At 63.2% G+C, this 15353-nt stretch carries 15 protein-coding genes and 2 pseudogenes; 14 read left to right on the top strand and 3 right to left on the bottom strand.

All coding sequences use genetic code 11. The features are described 5' to 3' along the window. Positions 1 to 16: 16 nt before the first annotated feature. The 6 genes from secY to rplQ all read left to right on the top strand — a co-directional run bounded on the left by secY (position 17) and on the right by rplQ (position 4618). On the top strand, positions 17 to 1348 hold the full coding sequence (secY, locus tag AUC70_RS10790; RefSeq protein ID WP_069444859.1) for a preprotein translocase subunit SecY: 1332 nt from the start codon (positions 17 to 19) through the stop codon (positions 1346 to 1348). Next, positions 1345 to 1995: an adenylate kinase gene (locus AUC70_RS10785; RefSeq protein WP_069444858.1), complete on the top strand. Its 651-nt coding sequence runs from the start codon at positions 1345 to 1347 to the stop codon at positions 1993 to 1995. The genes secY and AUC70_RS10785 overlap by 4 nt, the downstream gene beginning before the upstream one ends. A gap of 197 nt (positions 1996 to 2192) precedes the next feature. Further along, on the top strand, positions 2193 to 2561 hold the full coding sequence (rpsM, locus tag AUC70_RS10780) for a 30S ribosomal protein S13 (RefSeq protein WP_069444857.1): 369 nt from the start codon (positions 2193 to 2195) through the stop codon (positions 2559 to 2561). A gap of 75 nt (positions 2562 to 2636) precedes the next feature. Continuing rightward, the gene (rpsK, locus tag AUC70_RS10775; protein ID WP_069438091.1) at positions 2637 to 3026 is read left to right on the top strand and encodes a 30S ribosomal protein S11; all 390 of its coding nucleotides are present in this window, start codon (positions 2637 to 2639) and stop codon (positions 3024 to 3026) included. Between the two features lie 93 nt (positions 3027 to 3119). Next, on the top strand, positions 3120 to 4136 hold the full coding sequence (locus AUC70_RS10770; RefSeq protein WP_069444856.1) for a DNA-directed RNA polymerase subunit alpha: 1017 nt from the start codon (positions 3120 to 3122) through the stop codon (positions 4134 to 4136). A gap of 53 nt (positions 4137 to 4189) precedes the next feature. Next, the gene (rplQ, locus tag AUC70_RS10765; protein WP_069444855.1) at positions 4190 to 4618 is read left to right on the top strand and encodes a 50S ribosomal protein L17; all 429 of its coding nucleotides are present in this window, start codon (positions 4190 to 4192) and stop codon (positions 4616 to 4618) included. 134 nt (positions 4619 to 4752) lie between these two features. On the opposite strand, the gene AUC70_RS10760 is transcribed toward rplQ, so the two are convergent. Further along, positions 4753 to 5250, bottom strand: coding sequence for an SRPBCC family protein (locus AUC70_RS10760; protein WP_069444854.1), 498 nt, complete (start codon positions 5248 to 5250; stop codon positions 4753 to 4755). A 248-nt stretch (positions 5251 to 5498) separates the two neighbouring features. Here AUC70_RS10760 and AUC70_RS10755 point away from each other — a divergent pair, with 248 nt between their 5' ends. From AUC70_RS10755 to AUC70_RS10730, 7 genes and pseudogenes are all read left to right on the top strand, one after another. Then, positions 5499 to 6815, top strand: a complete 1317-nt coding sequence (locus AUC70_RS10755; protein WP_244505590.1) for a Do family serine endopeptidase — start codon at positions 5499 to 5501, stop codon at positions 6813 to 6815. Continuing rightward, a complete protein-coding gene (locus AUC70_RS18065) occupies positions 6797 to 6946 on the top strand; it encodes a hypothetical protein (protein ID WP_244505589.1) in 150 nt (49 codons plus the stop codon). The genes AUC70_RS10755 and AUC70_RS18065 overlap by 19 nt, the downstream gene beginning before the upstream one ends. A 3-nt stretch (positions 6947 to 6949) precedes the next feature. Next, positions 6950 to 8285 (top strand): annotated as a pseudogene (locus AUC70_RS10750) (replication-associated recombination protein A). After that, positions 8286 to 8660 carry a fluoride efflux transporter CrcB gene (crcB, locus tag AUC70_RS10745; protein WP_069444853.1) on the top strand — a complete coding sequence of 125 codons (375 nt, stop codon included), beginning with the start codon at positions 8286 to 8288 and terminating at the stop codon, positions 8658 to 8660. A gap of 2 nt (positions 8661 to 8662) precedes the next feature. Continuing rightward, positions 8663 to 9665, top strand: a pseudogene (locus AUC70_RS10740) (RluA family pseudouridine synthase). 33 nt (positions 9666 to 9698) lie between these two features. Further along, complete coding sequence (locus AUC70_RS10735) at positions 9699 to 10451, top strand: ATP12 family chaperone protein (protein WP_244505588.1); 753 nt, start codon at positions 9699 to 9701, stop codon at positions 10449 to 10451. Between the two features lie 189 nt (positions 10452 to 10640). Beyond that, a complete protein-coding gene (locus AUC70_RS10730) occupies positions 10641 to 12218 on the top strand; it encodes an acyl-CoA carboxylase subunit beta (protein WP_083241479.1) in 1578 nt (525 codons plus the stop codon). Positions 12219 to 12829: 611 nt separating this feature from the next. On the opposite strand, the gene AUC70_RS10725 is transcribed toward AUC70_RS10730, so the two are convergent. After that, on the bottom strand, positions 12830 to 13123 hold the full coding sequence (locus AUC70_RS10725; protein ID WP_069444851.1) for a LysR family transcriptional regulator: 294 nt from the start codon (positions 13121 to 13123) through the stop codon (positions 12830 to 12832). Between the two features lie 156 nt (positions 13124 to 13279). On the opposite strand from AUC70_RS10725, the gene AUC70_RS10720 reads away from it, so the two are divergent. Then, a complete protein-coding gene (locus tag AUC70_RS10720) occupies positions 13280 to 13870 on the top strand; it encodes a helix-turn-helix domain-containing protein (protein WP_069444850.1) in 591 nt (196 codons plus the stop codon). Positions 13871 to 13883: 13 nt separating this feature from the next. Here AUC70_RS10720 and AUC70_RS10715 read toward each other — a convergent pair whose 3' ends face one another. Then, positions 13884 to 15134: an ArsB/NhaD family transporter gene (locus AUC70_RS10715; RefSeq protein WP_206599371.1), complete on the bottom strand. Its 1251-nt coding sequence runs from the start codon at positions 15132 to 15134 to the stop codon at positions 13884 to 13886. Positions 15135 to 15353 lie beyond the last annotated feature (219 nt).

The following is a 15353-nucleotide window of genomic DNA, read 5'->3' as shown; positions in this document are numbered from 1 at the left end:
GAAGGGAAGAGCGCTAATGGCATCTGCCGCAGAACAGCTCGCGTCGAACTTGAACTTCGCCGCCTTTGCGAAGGCCGACGAACTCAAGAAGCGCATCATGTTCACGCTGGTCGCGCTCGTGATCTACCGGCTCGGAACCTACATTCCGATCCCCGGCATCAATCCTCAGGCGCTTGCAGACGTCTTCAAGCAGCAGCAGTCCGGCATTTTGGGCATGTTCAACATGTTCTCCGGCGGCGCTGTCGGGCGTATGGCGATCTTCGCGCTCAATATCATGCCGTACATTTCGGCATCGATTATCATTCAGCTTCTGACGACCGTTTCGCCGACTCTTGAGCAGCTCAAGAAAGAAGGCGAGCAGGGCCGCCGCCAGATCAACCAGTACACGCGCTACGGTACGGTGCTCCTGGCCGCTCTTCAGGGTTACGGCATTGCCGTCGGCCTCGAAGGCGCCGGCAATATCGTCACCGACCCGGGCTGGTTCTTCCGTATCACGACCGTCATCACCCTGGTTGGCGGTACGGTCTTCCTGATGTGGCTCGGCGAGCAGATCACCGCCCGCGGTGTCGGCAACGGTATCTCGCTGATTATCTATGCGGGTATTGTCGCGGGGCTGCCGGCAGCTCTGATCGGAACGCTGGAACTCGGGAAGCAAGGCGCCTTGTCCACGGGGCTGATCCTCGCTCTGTTCGTGGTCGCGACCGCAGTCATCGCCTTCATCGTCTTCATGGAGCGCGCCCAACGGCGATTGTTGGTGCAGTATCCAAAGCGGCAAGTCGGCAACAAGATGTTTCAGGGCGATGCCTCGCATCTTCCCCTGAAGCTGAACACCGCCGGCGTGATCCCGCCGATCTTTGCCTCCTCGCTGCTGCTGCTGCCGATCACGGTTGCGAATTTCTCGGCCGGGCAGGGCCCCGAGTGGTTGACCTCGGTGACTGCCATGCTGGGCCGCGGGCAGCCGCTCTACATCCTGATTTACGTCTCGCTGATCATCTTCTTCGCCTTCTTCTACACGGCGGTTGTGTTCAACCCCAAGGAGACGGCGGACAATCTGAAGAAGTACGGCGGTTTCCTGCCGGGGATCCGGCCTGGCGAGCGCACGGCCGAATATATCGACTACGTGCTGACCCGGATCACGGTCGTCGGTGCAATTTATCTGGCCGCCGTCTGCGTCCTTCCTGAAATTCTCATCGCCGAATGGGGCGTCCCGTTCTACTTCGGCGGCACCTCGCTTCTCATCGTTGTGAGTGTGACGATGGATACCGTGGCTCAAATCCAGAGCCACCTTCTGGCCCACCAATATGAGGGGCTGATCAAGAAGGCCAAGCTGAGGGGACGGCGTCGATGAACTTGGTGATGCTGGGCGCGCCGGGTGCAGGCAAGGGAACGCAGGCGAAGCGGCTCGAGGACATGCGCGGCCTGGTACAGCTTTCAACGGGCGACATGCTGCGTGCCGCGGTTGCGGCCGGGACCAAACTCGGTCAGCAGGCCGGCGACATCATGGAGCGGGGCGAATTGGTGCCCGACGAGCTCGTCATCGGTCTGATTTCCGAGCGGATGGATCAAGAGGAAGGCGGCACCGGGTTCATCCTCGACGGCTTTCCGCGCACCATCGGCCAGGCCGAGGCCCTGGACGCGCTTCTAAAGTCCCGCGGGGACGAGGTCGACCGGGTCGTGGTGATCGACGTGGACGACGACGCGCTCGTCGGCCGGATCACGGGCCGGTACACCTGCGCCAGCTGCGGCGAGGGGTACCACACGCTTTTCAAGAAGCCCAAGGAAGAGGGCGTCTGCGACCGCTGCGGCGGAACGGAGTTCAAGCGCCGCAAGGACGATACGGAAGAAGTCGTTCGGGAGCGGCTGAAGGCATATCACGCCCAGACAGAGCCGCTGGTCGGCTATTACACGGCACAAGGTAAGGTCAGAACCGTCGATGGTATGGCCGATATTGCGGCGGTTCAGAAGGAGATAGATCAGGCGCTGGACGGAGAATAGGCTCAAAACTAGGTTTTTCCGGGCTTACGGCCAGTTGACCTTGTCAAGCGGAATCGCTACATAGACGCGTTCCATGGCTTGATGGACTGACCGGACCCGGGGGCGATGCCTGTCCGCGGTCGGTCTTGTTGTGTTTCAATAGGCTAATTTGGTTTAACTTCAGCACGTTAGCGCGTGCTGTGTGAGGAGGCGACGACGTGGCCCGAATTGCAGGCGTGAACATTCCGACCAACAAGCGGGTCGAGATCGCGCTGACCTATATCCATGGGATTGGCGATGCTTATGCCAAGCAGATCTGTGAGAAGGTTTCCATTCCGTCCGAGCGGCGGGTGAACGAACTCACGGAATCCGAGGTAATTCAGATTCGTGAGACCATCGACCGCGACTACGTGGTCGAGGGCGATCTTCGGCGCGAAGTGTCGATGAATATCAAGCGCCTCATGGACTTGGGCTGCTACCGCGGCTTGCGGCATCGGCGCGGTCTGCCGGTTCGCGGTCAGCGTACGCATACCAACGCGCGCACGCGCAAAGGGCCGGCGAAGCCGATCGCAGGTAAGAAGAAGTAGAGACGTTACGAACGCGCGGCCAAGCTCCTTTGCGATGCTTTCGCCGTGGCTCAGTGGAATTCGCGGGAATAGAGCATGGCCAAGGAAAAAGCACGAGTACGGCGCCGGGAACGGAAGAACATCACGTCCGGCGTGGCTCACGTGCATGCAAGCTTTAATAATACCATGATCACCATCACCGACGCCCAAGGGAACGCGATTTCCTGGTCTTCGGCTGGCGCCATGGGCTTCAAGGGATCGCGCAAGTCGACCCCTTATGCGGCACAGGTCGCTGCGGAGGACGCCGGTAAGAAGGCAACCGAGCACGGCATGAAGAATCTCGAGATCGAGGTTCGCGGTCCGGGGTCGGGCCGCGAGTCCGCTCTGCGCGCTCTTCAGGCGTCGGGCTTCAACATCATCTCCATTCGCGATGTGACGCCGATTCCGCACAACGGTTGCCGGCCGCGCAAGCGCCGCCGCGTCTAAGACGAAAAGGCAAACGTACGCACGATGCTGGACGAAGACATTCGTATTCCGGAGCCCCAGGCTCCAATCAACGATCAAGAAAGGGCGACACCGGTGCTGCAAAAGAACTGGCAAGATCTCATCAAGCCCACCAAGCTCAACGTCACCCCCGGCCGCGATCCGGCCCGGTACGCGACTGTTGTCGCAGAGCCGCTCGAGCGCGGTTTCGGCCTGACGCTCGGCAACGCGCTGCGTCGCGTGCTCCTGTCTTCGCTTCAGGGTGCGGCCATCACGTCCGTCCATATCGACGGCGTGCTGCACGAGTTCTCGTCCATTCCGGGCGTGCGTGAGGACGTGACCAACATCGTCCTCAACATCAAGGAAATCGCCGTCAACCAGCATTCCGAAGGCGTGAAGCGCATGGTGCTTCAGAAGGAAGGCCCGGGCATTGCGACGGCTGGCGACATTCAGGGTGGGTCCGATGTCGAGATCCTCAATCCGGATCACGTCATCTGCACGCTCGACGAAGGCGCCGCCATCCACATGGAGTTCACCTCCGCGTCCGGCAAGGGCTACGTGCCGGCCGAGCGGAACCGTCCGGACGATGCGCCGATCGGCTTCATTCCGGTGGATTCGCTGTTCAGCCCGGTGCGCAAGGTCTCCTACCGCGTCGAGAACACCCGCGAGGGCCAGATCCTCGACTACGACAAGCTCACCATGAACATCGAGACGGACGGTTCGGTCCGCCCCGAGGATACGGTCGCTCTCGCCGCCCGCATCATTCAGGATCAGCTATCGGTCTTTGTGAACTTCGAGGAGCCGAAGAAGGAGCAGACCTTCCAGCAGCAGCCGGAACTGGTCTTCAACGCCGCGCTTCTCAAGAAGGTCGACGAGCTGGAACTGTCGGTGCGTTCGGCCAACTGCCTGAAGAACGACAACATCGTTTACATCGGCGACCTCATCCAGAAGACGGAAGCAGAGATGCTGCGGACCCCGAATTTCGGCCGCAAGTCGCTGAACGAGATCAAGGAGGTCCTGGCCTCCATGGGCCTGCATCTCGGCATGGACGTGCCGGACTGGCCGCCTGAGAATATCGAAGAGCTAGCGAAGCGCTTCGAGGATCATTACTAGCCGGCGGGCCGCTCGCGTGGGCGGCCAGACGTGCTTCGAGAGAGGATAAGTCAATGCGACACCGCAAGGCAGGCCGGAAGCTGAACCGGACATCGACGCATCGCAGTGCGTTGTTTGCGAACATGGCATCCGCGCTCATCAAGCATGAGCAGATCGTGACGACCTTGCCCAAGGCCAAGGAGTTGCGCCGCGTGGCCGACCAGCTCATCACGCTTGCTAAGCGCGGCGATCTTCACGCCCGCCGTCAGGCCTTCGCGCGCATTCGCGACGAGGACATGGTGGCGAAGCTGTTCGAGACGCTCGGGCCCCGCTATGCGGAGCGTCCGGGCGGTTACACCCGCGTTCTCAAGGCCGGGTTCCGGTTCGGCGATTCCGCGCCGATGGCCGTGATCGAGCTGGTGGATCGCGACGAGGATGCCCGTGGCCAGGACTCCGGTCCCACGCAGGACCAGGACGAAGAAGGCGAGTCCGTCGCCGCCTAAGGAGCCCATCGAGGCTTCACGCACACGATCTTCGGCTTGAGCCGGAAAAGAGAAAGGCGCACCGCTTGGCGATGCGCCTTTTCTGTTTGTCCTGTCACGTTGCGTCAGGCGCGAGATGTCTCTCCCGGAGACTGCTACTGCTTGGCAGCAGCTTCGGCCTTCTTGCCGATGCCTGCCACGCCGTCGTTGAAGATGCCGGTGATGACCTCGACGGCCTTGGCTTCCTCGACGCCGTCCGCGGGATCGAACTCGGCGGTCCATTCGACCTCGGCTATATCGTCCCCATCGTCCTCAGTCACCGAGAGCGTAGCGGCGTAATTCTGCACGGGCAGGGGACTTTCGATGATCTCGTAGCTATAGCTCGTGTCGCCCTTCTCGGTGAGCTTCTCCTTGATCTTGCCGCCATCGCCGAGAGTCAAAATGCGATAAGTATCGCCGCCTTCTTCCATCTCGTCGCATTCCACAACGGCTGGGTGCCAATCCTTGATGGCGCAAAAATCGCCCACGACGGCCCAAACGTCCTCTGGCGTCCCCGACGCTTGGCCGCTTTTCTGGACCTCTGCGGCGTGCGCTGCGGCGCTCAGGGCAACCGTGGCCGCCAGAGCGGCGAGACCTGTTCTGACAATACCCATGCGTTTCTCTCCAATCGTTTGTTTATGCCGGTGAAGGCCTTCACCAGTCCGGCATCTTAGTTCAAAAAGGGGCGGCGGTAACTAAGCCGCACAGGCGCGGCGGGGGCATTAATCTCGCCCCATTCGAGGGGAGAATTTAGCTCCCTATCGCCGTAAGAACGCCTGTTTTGTTTGGAAGACGGTTGATCTGTCTTGCACTCTCCAAGGTGCGCGTTCCATCTTCTCCAGATTCATTATCAGAGCGAAAGATGACAGGTTTGGACTTTTTGCTGCGAAGAATTGGCAATATTGCCCTTGTCACGGTGATGCTTTGCTTGGTGCCGCTTGGCACGGCATCCGCGCAGGACGAGGTGGTGACCAAGGTCGTTCCCAAGAGCGCGGCTGCGGTCCAGCAGTCCTTTGCGCCCGTGGTGAAGCGGGCGGCGCCCGCGGTCGTGAACGTCTATGTCCGCCACAGGGTCAAGCAATCGGTTTCGCCGCTTTTCAACGACCCGTTCTTCCGTCGCTTCTTCGGCCAGCAGTTCGGCGCTCCGCGGGAGCGCATCCAGAATTCGCTGGGGTCCGGCGTTCTTGTCGGCAAAGACGGGGTCGTGGTGACGAATTATCACGTCATCCGCGGCGGAGAGGAGTCCGAGATTACCGTGGCTCTGAACGATGGCCGTGAGTTCCCGGCGAAGATCCTGCTCAAGGACGACCAGACGGATTTGGCCGTGCTGCGCTTGGACGGCGACGGGGCTACGTTCCCGGCGGTCGAGTTCGCTAATTCCGACGGTCTCGAGGTGGGCGATCTTGTGCTCGCCATCGGCGATCCCTTTGGCGTGGGCCAGACGGTGACGAGCGGCATCGTGTCGGCGCTGGCGCGCACCAAGGTAGGTATTTCCGACTACCAGTTCTTCATCCAGACGGATGCCGCCATCAACCCGGGCAATTCGGGCGGCGCGCTGGTCGACATGGACGGGCGGCTGGTCGGCATCAATACGGCCATCTTCTCGAAGAGCGGCGGCTCGCACGGGATCGGATTCGCGATTCCTTCCAACATGGTGCAGGTGGTCGTTCAATCCGCGCTCAAAGGCGGCAAAGTGCAACGGCCCTGGCTCGGCGCGTCGTTGCAGGCGCTTACCTCGGACCTTGCGGAATCGCTCGGGCTGGATCGCCCGGCCGGCGCCATGGTCACGCGCGTGCACGAGAAGGGGCCCGCCAAGACCGCCGGGCTGCAGGTCGGCGACGTGATCGTGAGCTTTGACGGGCGGGACATTCAGGATCCGGAAGCACTCCAATACCGCTTCGTCACCAAGGGCGTCGGCAACACCGTCGAGCTCGGTCTGTATCGTGAGGGCAAGCGGTTCCGCACGACCATCGCGACCGTGGCGCCCATCGAGGACCCGCCGCGTGACGAACGCGAGGTGACAGGCGCGAACCCGTTTGCGGGCAGCAGCGTGGCAAATCTGTCGCCGGCGGTGAGTTCCGAGCTGGGGCTCGACGATGTGGGCGACAAAGGCGTCGTCGTGACGAAAGTCGAGAGCCGGTCCAATGCCGGGCGCTTGGCTTGCGGCCCGGCGATATGATCGTCGGCGTGAACCAGCAGGAAATCGAGTCCGTGAAGCAGTTGAGCGTGCTCCTGCAGATCCGGACGGACCGCTGGCGGCTCGCCATCGAGCGTGGTGGTAAAGTGTTCGACCTCACGGTGAGAGGCTGAAGCATGGCCAGGGGCACGGCAAAGGGGGCGGCAAACCTGTTCGAGGCGGCGGGCCTGGCCGACACCGCGCCGCGCCCGCTTGCCGATCGCTTACGCCCACAGACCCTGGACGAGGTCATCGGTCAGGATCATCTCCTGGGCGAGGGGCTTCTCGGCCGCATGGTGGGGGCAGGCCGTCTGACCTCGGTGATCTTCTGGGGCCCGCCCGGCACCGGCAAGACCACCGTCGCACGCCTTCTGGCCGAGGTGACCGACCTTCATTTCGAGCAGCTTTCGGCGATCCAATCGGGCGTCGCGGATTTGCGCAAAGTCTTCGACGCGGCCAAGGCCAAGCGCGAGGCAGGGCGGGGCACACTGCTGTTCATCGACGAGATCCATCGCTTCAACCGATCGCAGCAGGATGCGTTCCTGCCCCACATGGAAGACGGGACGATCGTGCTGGTCGGGGCGACCACGGAGAACCCGTCCTTCGAGTTGAATTCGGCGCTTCTGTCCCGGGCCAGCGTGCTGACCTTCAAGCGGCTCGACGATGAGGCACTCGAGTCCTTGATCGAGCGGGCCGAGGCCCATGAGGGGCGGGAGCTGCCGCTCGACGACGACGCCAGGGCGACCTTGATCTCCATGGCCGATGGCGACGGGCGCGGGCTGATCAACCTGGTCGAGGATGTGTTCCTGGCGGTTCCGCCGGGGTCAAGACGGTTGTACCGGCAGGGGCTCGGCCGGCTGGTTCAGCGGCGCGCGCATCTACGACAAAGGTCAAGACGGCCACTACAACCTCATCAGCGCGCTGCATAAATCGGTGCGGGGCTCCGACCCCGATGCAGCTCTCTATTGGCTCGCGCGCATGTTCGCCGGCGGGGAGGACCCGCTCTATATCGCACGGCGTCTGGTGCGCATGGCGGTGGAGGATATCGGCATGGCGGACCCCGCGGCGCTGCTGCAGGCGAACGCGGCCAAGGACGCATACGATTTTCTGGGGTCGCCCGAGGGGGAACTCGCACTGGCTCAGGCGACCGTCTATCTCGCCACGGCGCCGAAATCGAACGCCGCCTACATGGCCTTCAAGGCCTCGGCGCGTGTGGCCCAGGAGAGCGGGTCGCTGTTGCCGCCCAAGCACATTCTCAACGCCCCGACCAAGCTCATGGAGCAGGAGGGCTATGGCCGGGACTATGCTTACGACCATAACGAGGCGGAAGGCTTTTCCGGGCAGGACTATTTTCCGGAGCAGATGGAGCGTCAGCACTTCTACGCGCCGACAGACCGGGGCTTCGAGGCCGAGGTCAGGGCGCGGCTGGAGCGTTGGGCGCAGATCCGCGCGAAGCGGGCCGGGGAGGCTTAGGTGAGCACACTCTTGAGCGTGGCCGCGGGCGGCGCTATCGGGGCTTCAGCACGCTATCTACTCGGCCTCGGCATGGTGCGGCTGGTGGGCTTCAGTTTTCCCTGGGGCACGCTCATGGCCAACGTGCTCGGGTGCTTCTTTATGGGTGTCCTGATCGAACTCATGGCTCTCCGCTGGACGGTGCATCAGGATCTCCGCGCGTTTCTCGCGCTGGGTGTGCTGGGCGGCTTCACGACCTTCTCGTCCTTCTCGGCGGATTTTGCCAATTTGGTCGTCCGTCACGACTATCTGAACGCAGGGCTCTACTTCGCTGCTTCCGTTTTCATTTCCGTCGCCGCGCTCTTCGCCGGGCTGGCGCTTGTGCGTGCGCTTTGACCATGGCTCCTGTCGAGACACGCAGCGTCACGGATGAGGAAGACGGGATGCGCCTGGACCGCTGGTTCAAGGCCCACTACGCGCAAGTGCCCCACGGGCGCTGGAGAAGCTGTTGCGCACCGGGCAGGTGCGGGTCGACGGCGGCCGGGTCAAGGCGAACACGCGCCTCGAGGCGGGCCAGAGCGTCCGCGTGCCGCCGCTGCCGGATGCCCCGCCGCCTCCGGGAGCTGCCAAGCCGCTTTCCAAGGCGGACCGGGCTTTCCTCAAGTCCATCACGCTCTACGAGGACGACGACCTCCTGATCCTGAACAAGCCGTCGGGTCTGGCGGTCCAGGGCGGCACGAAGACTGCCCAGCACATCGACCGGCTGCTGGAAGGGATGGGCGACAGTCCGCAGACCCGGCCGCGCCTGGTGCACCGGCTCGATCGCGATACGTCCGGGGTTTTGGTGATCGCCAAGAAGCGGTCCGTCGCCGCCAAGCTCGGCAAGGCCTTTCAGACGCGCTCGGTGCGGAAGATCTATTGGGCGCTGGTGCATGGCGTGCCGAAGCCGCCCCAAGGGAAGATCGACGCGGCGCTTGTGAAGGCCACGACACCGGACGGCGAGCGGGTGCGGAAAGCCCGTCCCGGCGAGCAGGACAAGGCTCAGTCCGCCGTGACGCACTATTCGGTGATCGACCGTGCCGCGCGGCAGGTGGCGCTCATGTCGCTGAAACCGGTTACGGGGCGTCAGCACCAGCTGCGTGCCCATATGGCGATCCTCGGCCACCCTATTCTGGGCGATACAAAATATCCGAGCGAGATCGAACTCCCCGAAGCATCGAGCGGCGCTTGCATCTGCATGCGCGGCGGATCAGCTTCCCGCATCCGAGCGGCGAGGGCGTCGTTGATGTCACGGCGCCGCTCTCGCCCCATATGGAGGCGGCGTTTGCTGCCTTCGGGTTCTCGCCCAAGGGAGGCGACATGGACGAGGATGACGATGTTTGTGGCGTCTCGTGCGGCTAGGCGCGGCGCGTAGTCGAACGATTGGATGAGACCGTGAGCGATCAGCAAGACAACAAGGGCAAGACCGTTGCCGCCGGTTTCGAAAAGCCGAGTCTTCCGAAGCGCTTCTACAAGGACGTGACGGTTGCGGACGAGGACGGGCAGCCCGCCATCCTCCTTGACGGGCGCCCCGTGCGCACGCCGGGCAAGGCCCCGCTCGCCGTGCCCAATGCCGCCTTGGCCGAGGCCGTTGCGGACGAATGGCGCGCGCAAGGGGAGCGGATCGATCCGCATACGATGCCGCTGACCAAGCTCGTCAACTCGGCCATCGACGGCGTGGTCGGGCAGGAGGCGGCGGTGGTCGACGATATTGTGGCTCACGCCGGCTCGGACCTCCTGTGCTATCGGGCGAGCGGGCCCGAGGGGCTTCTCGCCCTTCAGGCGGAGGCATGGGACCCGGTGCTCTCTTGGGCGGCCGGAGCTTGGGGGGCGCCCTTGAGCCTCGCGGAGGGTGTCATGCACGTGCCCCAGCCGGAGGCCTCGCTCGCGGCGCTACGCGCCGAGATCGAGCCGCTGGACGCCCTCAAACTTGCCGCGCTGCATGTGATGACCACGCTGACGGGCTCCGCGCTTCTGCCGCTTGCGGTGGCCCGGGGAGAGCTCTCGCCGGAGGCCGCCTGGGACGCCGCGCACGTGGATGAGGACTGGCAGATCAGCCAGTGGGGCGAGGATGCGGAGGCCAGACAGCGCCGCAAGAACCACAAAGCCGACTTCGAGGCGGCCGCCAACCTGCTGGCACTTTCCTGATTCCTTTGAATCGGTTGGAGGCCGGTCTTTCGAAAGAGAGTCAGGGCCTTCCCCGATCGGTTGAACTTTCGATAAGCAGGCCAAGCCTTCCCCATTTGCCTGGCTTTCCCGCCATGCTATGGACCTTGGCAAAAGTGTCATGCTGACTTGCGGCTGTGTTCCGGAGCCGCCGCTGGGGGAGTTTTCGCAATGAAAGAAGTCATCGAAGAGCTGGAAATCCGCCGTGCCAAGGCCCGTATGGGCGGCGGCGAGAAGCGCATCGACGCCCAGCACAAGCGCGGCAAGCTGACCGCGCGGGAGCGGCTTCAGCTCCTTCTCGACGACAACTCCTTCGAAGAGTTCGACATGTATGTGGAGCACCGTTGCGCCGATTTCGGCATGGCGGATACGAAGGTGCCGGGCGACGGCGTGGTGACCGGGTGGGGCACGATCAACGGCCGCGTGGTCTACGTGATCGCCAAGGACTTCACCGTGTTCGGCGGCTCGCTGTCCGAAGCCCACGCCAACAAGATGATCAAGGTTCAGGACATGGCCCTGCGCAACCGTGCGCCGGTCATCGGCCTGTTCGCGCGGGCGGCGCGCGCATTCAGGAAGGCGTGGCGGCACTCGGCGGCTACGGCGAGGTGTTCCTGCGCAACGTGCGCCTCCGGCGTCATCCCGCAGATCAGCGTCATCATGGGGCCGTGCGCGGGCGGCGATGTCTATTCGCCGGCCATGACCGACTTCATCTTCATGGTGCGCGACACGTCCTACATGTTCGTCACGGGCCCCGACGTGGTGAAGACCGTGACCAAGGAAGAGGTCACCGCCGAGCAGCTGGGCGGCGCGTCCGTCCACACCACCAAGTCCTCGATCGCCGACGGCGCCTATGACAACGACATCGAAGCGCTGCTGCAGATGCGCCGCCTGATGGACTTCCTGCCCACGTCGAACCTGTCCGGCGTGCCGGAACTGCCGACCCGCGATCCGTGGGACCGCGAGGATACCTCGCTCAACACGCTCATCCCGGACAATCCGAACAAGCCCTATGACATCAAGGAGCTGATCCACAAAGTCGTGGACGAGGGCGATTTCTTCGAGGTCCAGGAGACCTTCGCCCGGAACATCGTCATCGGCTTCGCCCGCATGGAAGGGCGCACGGTGGGCATCGTCGCCAACCAGCCCATGGTGCTGGCTGGCGTGCTCGATAGCGACGCCTCGCGCAAGGCGGCGCGCTTTGTCCGGTTTTGTGATTGCTTCTCGATCCCGATCATCACGTTCGTCGACGTGCCGGGCTTCCTGCCGGGCACGGACCAGGAATATGGCGGCCTCATCAAGCACGGCGCGAAGCTGCTCTTCGCCTTCACCGAGGCCACCGTGCCGAAGATCACCGTCATCACGCGCAAGGCCTATGGCGGCGCCTACGACGTGATGAGCTCCAAGCACATCCGGGGCGATCTGAACTATGCTTGGCCGTCGGCCGAGATCGCGGTGATGGGCGCCAAGGGCGCGGCGGAGATCCTCTACCGCTCAGAGCTCGGCGATCCGGAGAAGATCCAGAAGCGCATCGACCAGTATCAGGCGCGCTTCGCCAATCCGTTCGTCGCCGCCGAGCGGGGCTATATCGACGAGGTGATCATGCCCCAGGGTACGCGCATGCGTATCTGCCGAGGCCTGCAGATGCTGCGCAACAAGCACATCGAAAACCCTGGAAGAAGCACGACAACATCCCGCTGTAGGGGAGCGTCGCGCTCCCTAAATCTCGCTCGGGTCGAAGCGGCAGCGTAATGGATAGGTGGTGCCGGGCAGGGTGCTTGGCATTCGGGCATGTGCCAGCCGATGGTGCGTCCGTCCGCATCGACGATCGCGGTTGGGCAGCCGATCTTGACGATCAGCCAGTTCCGGTGCGAGGCCTCCCATTCCGGCGCATAGTTCATGGCGACTTCCGCACACGTGCCATGTTCGGCGAGGTTCGGCTGTATCGGCCGCAGCCAGAGCTTCGTCATGGCCGCCGCGTCGGCCACGGTTTCCACGGTCCGCATGCATTCCATGGGCAGGAGCCAGTCAGGCTCGGTGACATGTGGCTTGCTCTGCGGTGCGGAGGCGCCGGCCTTCCGAGACTGCGCCTCCACGCGGCACGCGATAATCGCGAGCTTCGAGGGCGGTTCGGGTTCGCGGCGTTCGCTTGCTGCCGTCTCGCGGAACCAGTTGGCGCGCTCCGAGGGCGCCGTTTCGATTGGTCCCATGGACAGCACGGCCTCGATTTCGGCTGCGGCCGCCAGCGTGCCGCAGCCAACGGCGGCGGCGGTGAGGGTCGCGGCGATCAGAGCCCGGACGATGTTGCCCATCAGTGATCCGTACATGGCCAGTCCTTCCTTCCGCCTCCACCGCGGGGCTGGTTACTCCGGCTGCAGATTGCCGACCGCCTCGACGATGATCTCAAATCCATGCGCAAGCGCCGGTGCGAGCCTGCGGCCGTTCTCTGTGAGCCGCAGTTCCGCTCCCTGGCGGTGAATCAGCCTGCAGCCCAGAACGCGTTCAAGCACGCGTAGACGATGACTGACGGCCGAGGGCGTGACGTTCAGTTCCCCGGCGGCCTTCTTCAGCGACATGTGCCGCACCACGACGTCGAAGGTCCGCAGGCCGTTTAGCGGGATCGCGCCGATCGATCTTTTCGGGATCCACTCGTTCATTGTGCTTCCACAAATCCTTGCATCATTTCACTGCACCGATTGAAAGCCAGAGGCCGCCTCCACGCCACACAATATTTCGTGATGTGCAAAATATTTTGCATCAGGATAAAAACGTGGAACTGAGATTTGATCGCTGGTGAAAATGGAGACGAGGCGATGGAAACGGCCGCTGAAACGATCGGTCTCGAGAGATACGAGATCGGTCCGAAGATCCGACGGCTGCGCAAGTCGAAGGAACTGAGCCTGGTTCGCCTTGGCGATCACACGGGCATGTCGGCAGGGCTGTTGTCGAAGATCGAGACCGGCCAATTGGTTCCGACGCTGCCGACGCTCATGCGGATCGCTACCGTTTTCGGGGTGGGGCTGGACCATTTCTTCGAAGACGAGGCAAAGCGCCCCAAGGCCACCGTGGTCCGGCGCGCCGACCGGCTGCGGCTTCCGAACCGAACGGACGGGGCGGCTCCGACCTATTGGTTCGAATCGCTCGACTTCTCCGTGACCGACCGGCGAATGGATGCCTATCTCGCCACGTTCGAGCCGGGGGCTGAGCCCACCTCGCTGCACCGGCACACCGGCAGCGAGTTCATCTATGTGGTTCGGGGCACGCTTCAGCTGTCATTCGAGAATGAGACGGTCGATCTTCATGAGGGCGACTCGACCTATTTCAATCCTGGTTTCCCGCACAGCTACAGCCAAAAGGGCAAACAGCCGTGCCGTGCCGTCGTGGTCGTGTCCGGCACGTCCTAGTAGAAAGGTTCTCTCAGCCCATCGACGCGACGAACGCGATCCAGGCATAGGTGATGGCGACGGAGGCGACGGTGATGGGCAGCACACCCAGGGTGAACCGCCAGAAAGTGAACGGCGTCTTGCCGAAACGCTCCGCCTGCTGAACGACAATCACGTTGCTCGCCGCGCTGATGATGAAGAGGTTCCCGGCGAGGGTGGAAATGCCGGCCAGCATCATCAGTTCTGGGATTTCCCAGTCGTGCACGAGATGGAGATATATCTCCACCACCGGCACGTTCGAGAAGATCTGGCTGGCCCAGAAACTGACGAGCGCGATCACGGGCAATTCGCCGAGGTCCGCTTGCCGCGCCCCGAGCATGGCCTGCAGCGACCCGGATTGCAGCAGGGAGCCAGTCACGATGAACATGGCCACGAAGAAGGCGAGGGTGGCCCAGTCGAGTTCCTTGACGACCGCTGCGCGATTGGGGCTGAAGAGAAAGACGGGCGCGCAGGCGATCAGGCTCGCGATCCCGAACGGGATCCTCTGGGTGTGCCCCAAGCCTTGCATCACGCTGTCGCCCACGATCAGCACGGCCAGGAGCCCAACACCGAGGTAAGCCGGCCAGGCGTTGCCGTTGGCCGACGGCTCCTGCAGTTCGTGGAGATCGATGTTGGTACCGTCGTTGCCGCGTGAGATCAGGAAACGCGACCATAGATAGACGACGACCAGCGACAGCGCCGCCGGCACGGTCAGCCACAACAGGAATGTGGCCACCGGATTTGCGAGACCGCCGCGGGTTGCGATCAGAATGTTCTGTGGGTTGCCGACGGGACTGAACATGCTGCCGACCGTGACGGTGGCGCACAGGGCGATGAGGAGGGGTCCCGCGGGCAGGCGCAACGCCCGAGCGAGCATCAGAATGATCGGCGTACCGATGATGGCCGATGCGTCGTTGGTCAGCACCGCCGAGCAGATCGTCGTGGCCACGATCACCACGGCGAGCGCCGCGTTTTGCGATGTCATGGCGGCGATGCGCCGGCCGATCAGGTGTGAGACGCCGGCGTCATAGAGGGCGGACCCGATTGCGAAGACGCCGAACAGGTATGCGATGACGTTCCAATCGATCGCTGCCCAGGCGTTGGCCGGAGAAATCTCTCCCAGCAGAAGCAGTAGACCTGCGCCCGCGACCATGATGTGCCAGATGCGCACCGGCGGCGGCAGCCATTGCCGGATCGCAATGAGCAGGAAAATCAGGCACGAGACGATCAGGCTGGTCGTGATCATGGACTTAAGTCTTCGTGGTCCTGACTTCGCGTTCTTGAAGAAGGCGGCCCCCGGCTTCGAGCGAGAGTGGTGCGAGATTTAGCATCGATCGTCGCCGGGCGTTACTCGGAGCCAGCCGTAATGGGGGGCTTTGGCAATTCCGGGCGCGAGTGTTGCCTCCCTGCCATTGTTGCGACGCAGAAGTTCGGCTACGAAGTGGCCTTCCGCTTGGAAGTCAGC

Source organism: Methyloceanibacter stevinii, assembly GCF_001723355.1.
In the GTDB taxonomy this organism is placed as follows: domain Bacteria; phylum Pseudomonadota; class Alphaproteobacteria; order Rhizobiales; family Methyloligellaceae; genus Methyloceanibacter; species Methyloceanibacter stevinii.
This window is presented reverse-complemented; position numbering and strand designations above follow the sequence as displayed.

What these genes read in the sequence shown, in the direction of transcription:
- secY (WP_069444859.1), top strand. Translation starts at nt 17, where the DNA reads ATGGCATCTGCCGCAGAACAGCTCGCGTCGAACTTGAACTTCGCCGCC.
- AUC70_RS10785 (WP_069444858.1), top strand. Translation starts at nt 1,345, where the DNA reads ATGAACTTGGTGATGCTGGGCGCGCCGGGTGCAGGCAAGGGAACGCAG.
- rpsK (WP_069438091.1), top strand. Translation starts at nt 2,637, where the DNA reads ATGGCCAAGGAAAAAGCACGAGTACGGCGCCGGGAACGGAAGAACATC.
- rplQ (WP_069444855.1), top strand. Translation starts at nt 4,190, where the DNA reads ATGCGACACCGCAAGGCAGGCCGGAAGCTGAACCGGACATCGACGCAT.
- AUC70_RS10760 (WP_069444854.1), bottom strand. Translation starts at nt 5,250, where the DNA reads ATGGGTATTGTCAGAACAGGTCTCGCCGCTCTGGCGGCCACGGTTGCC.
- AUC70_RS10755 (WP_244505590.1), top strand. Translation starts at nt 5,499, where the DNA reads ATGACAGGTTTGGACTTTTTGCTGCGAAGAATTGGCAATATTGCCCTT.
- AUC70_RS10730 (WP_083241479.1), top strand. Translation starts at nt 10,641, where the DNA reads ATGAAAGAAGTCATCGAAGAGCTGGAAATCCGCCGTGCCAAGGCCCGT.
- AUC70_RS10725 (WP_069444851.1), bottom strand. Translation starts at nt 13,123, where the DNA reads ATGAACGAGTGGATCCCGAAAAGATCGATCGGCGCGATCCCGCTAAAC.
- AUC70_RS10720 (WP_069444850.1), top strand. Translation starts at nt 13,280, where the DNA reads ATGGAAACGGCCGCTGAAACGATCGGTCTCGAGAGATACGAGATCGGT.
- AUC70_RS10715 (WP_206599371.1), bottom strand. Translation starts at nt 15,134, where the DNA reads ATGATCACGACCAGCCTGATCGTCTCGTGCCTGATTTTCCTGCTCATT.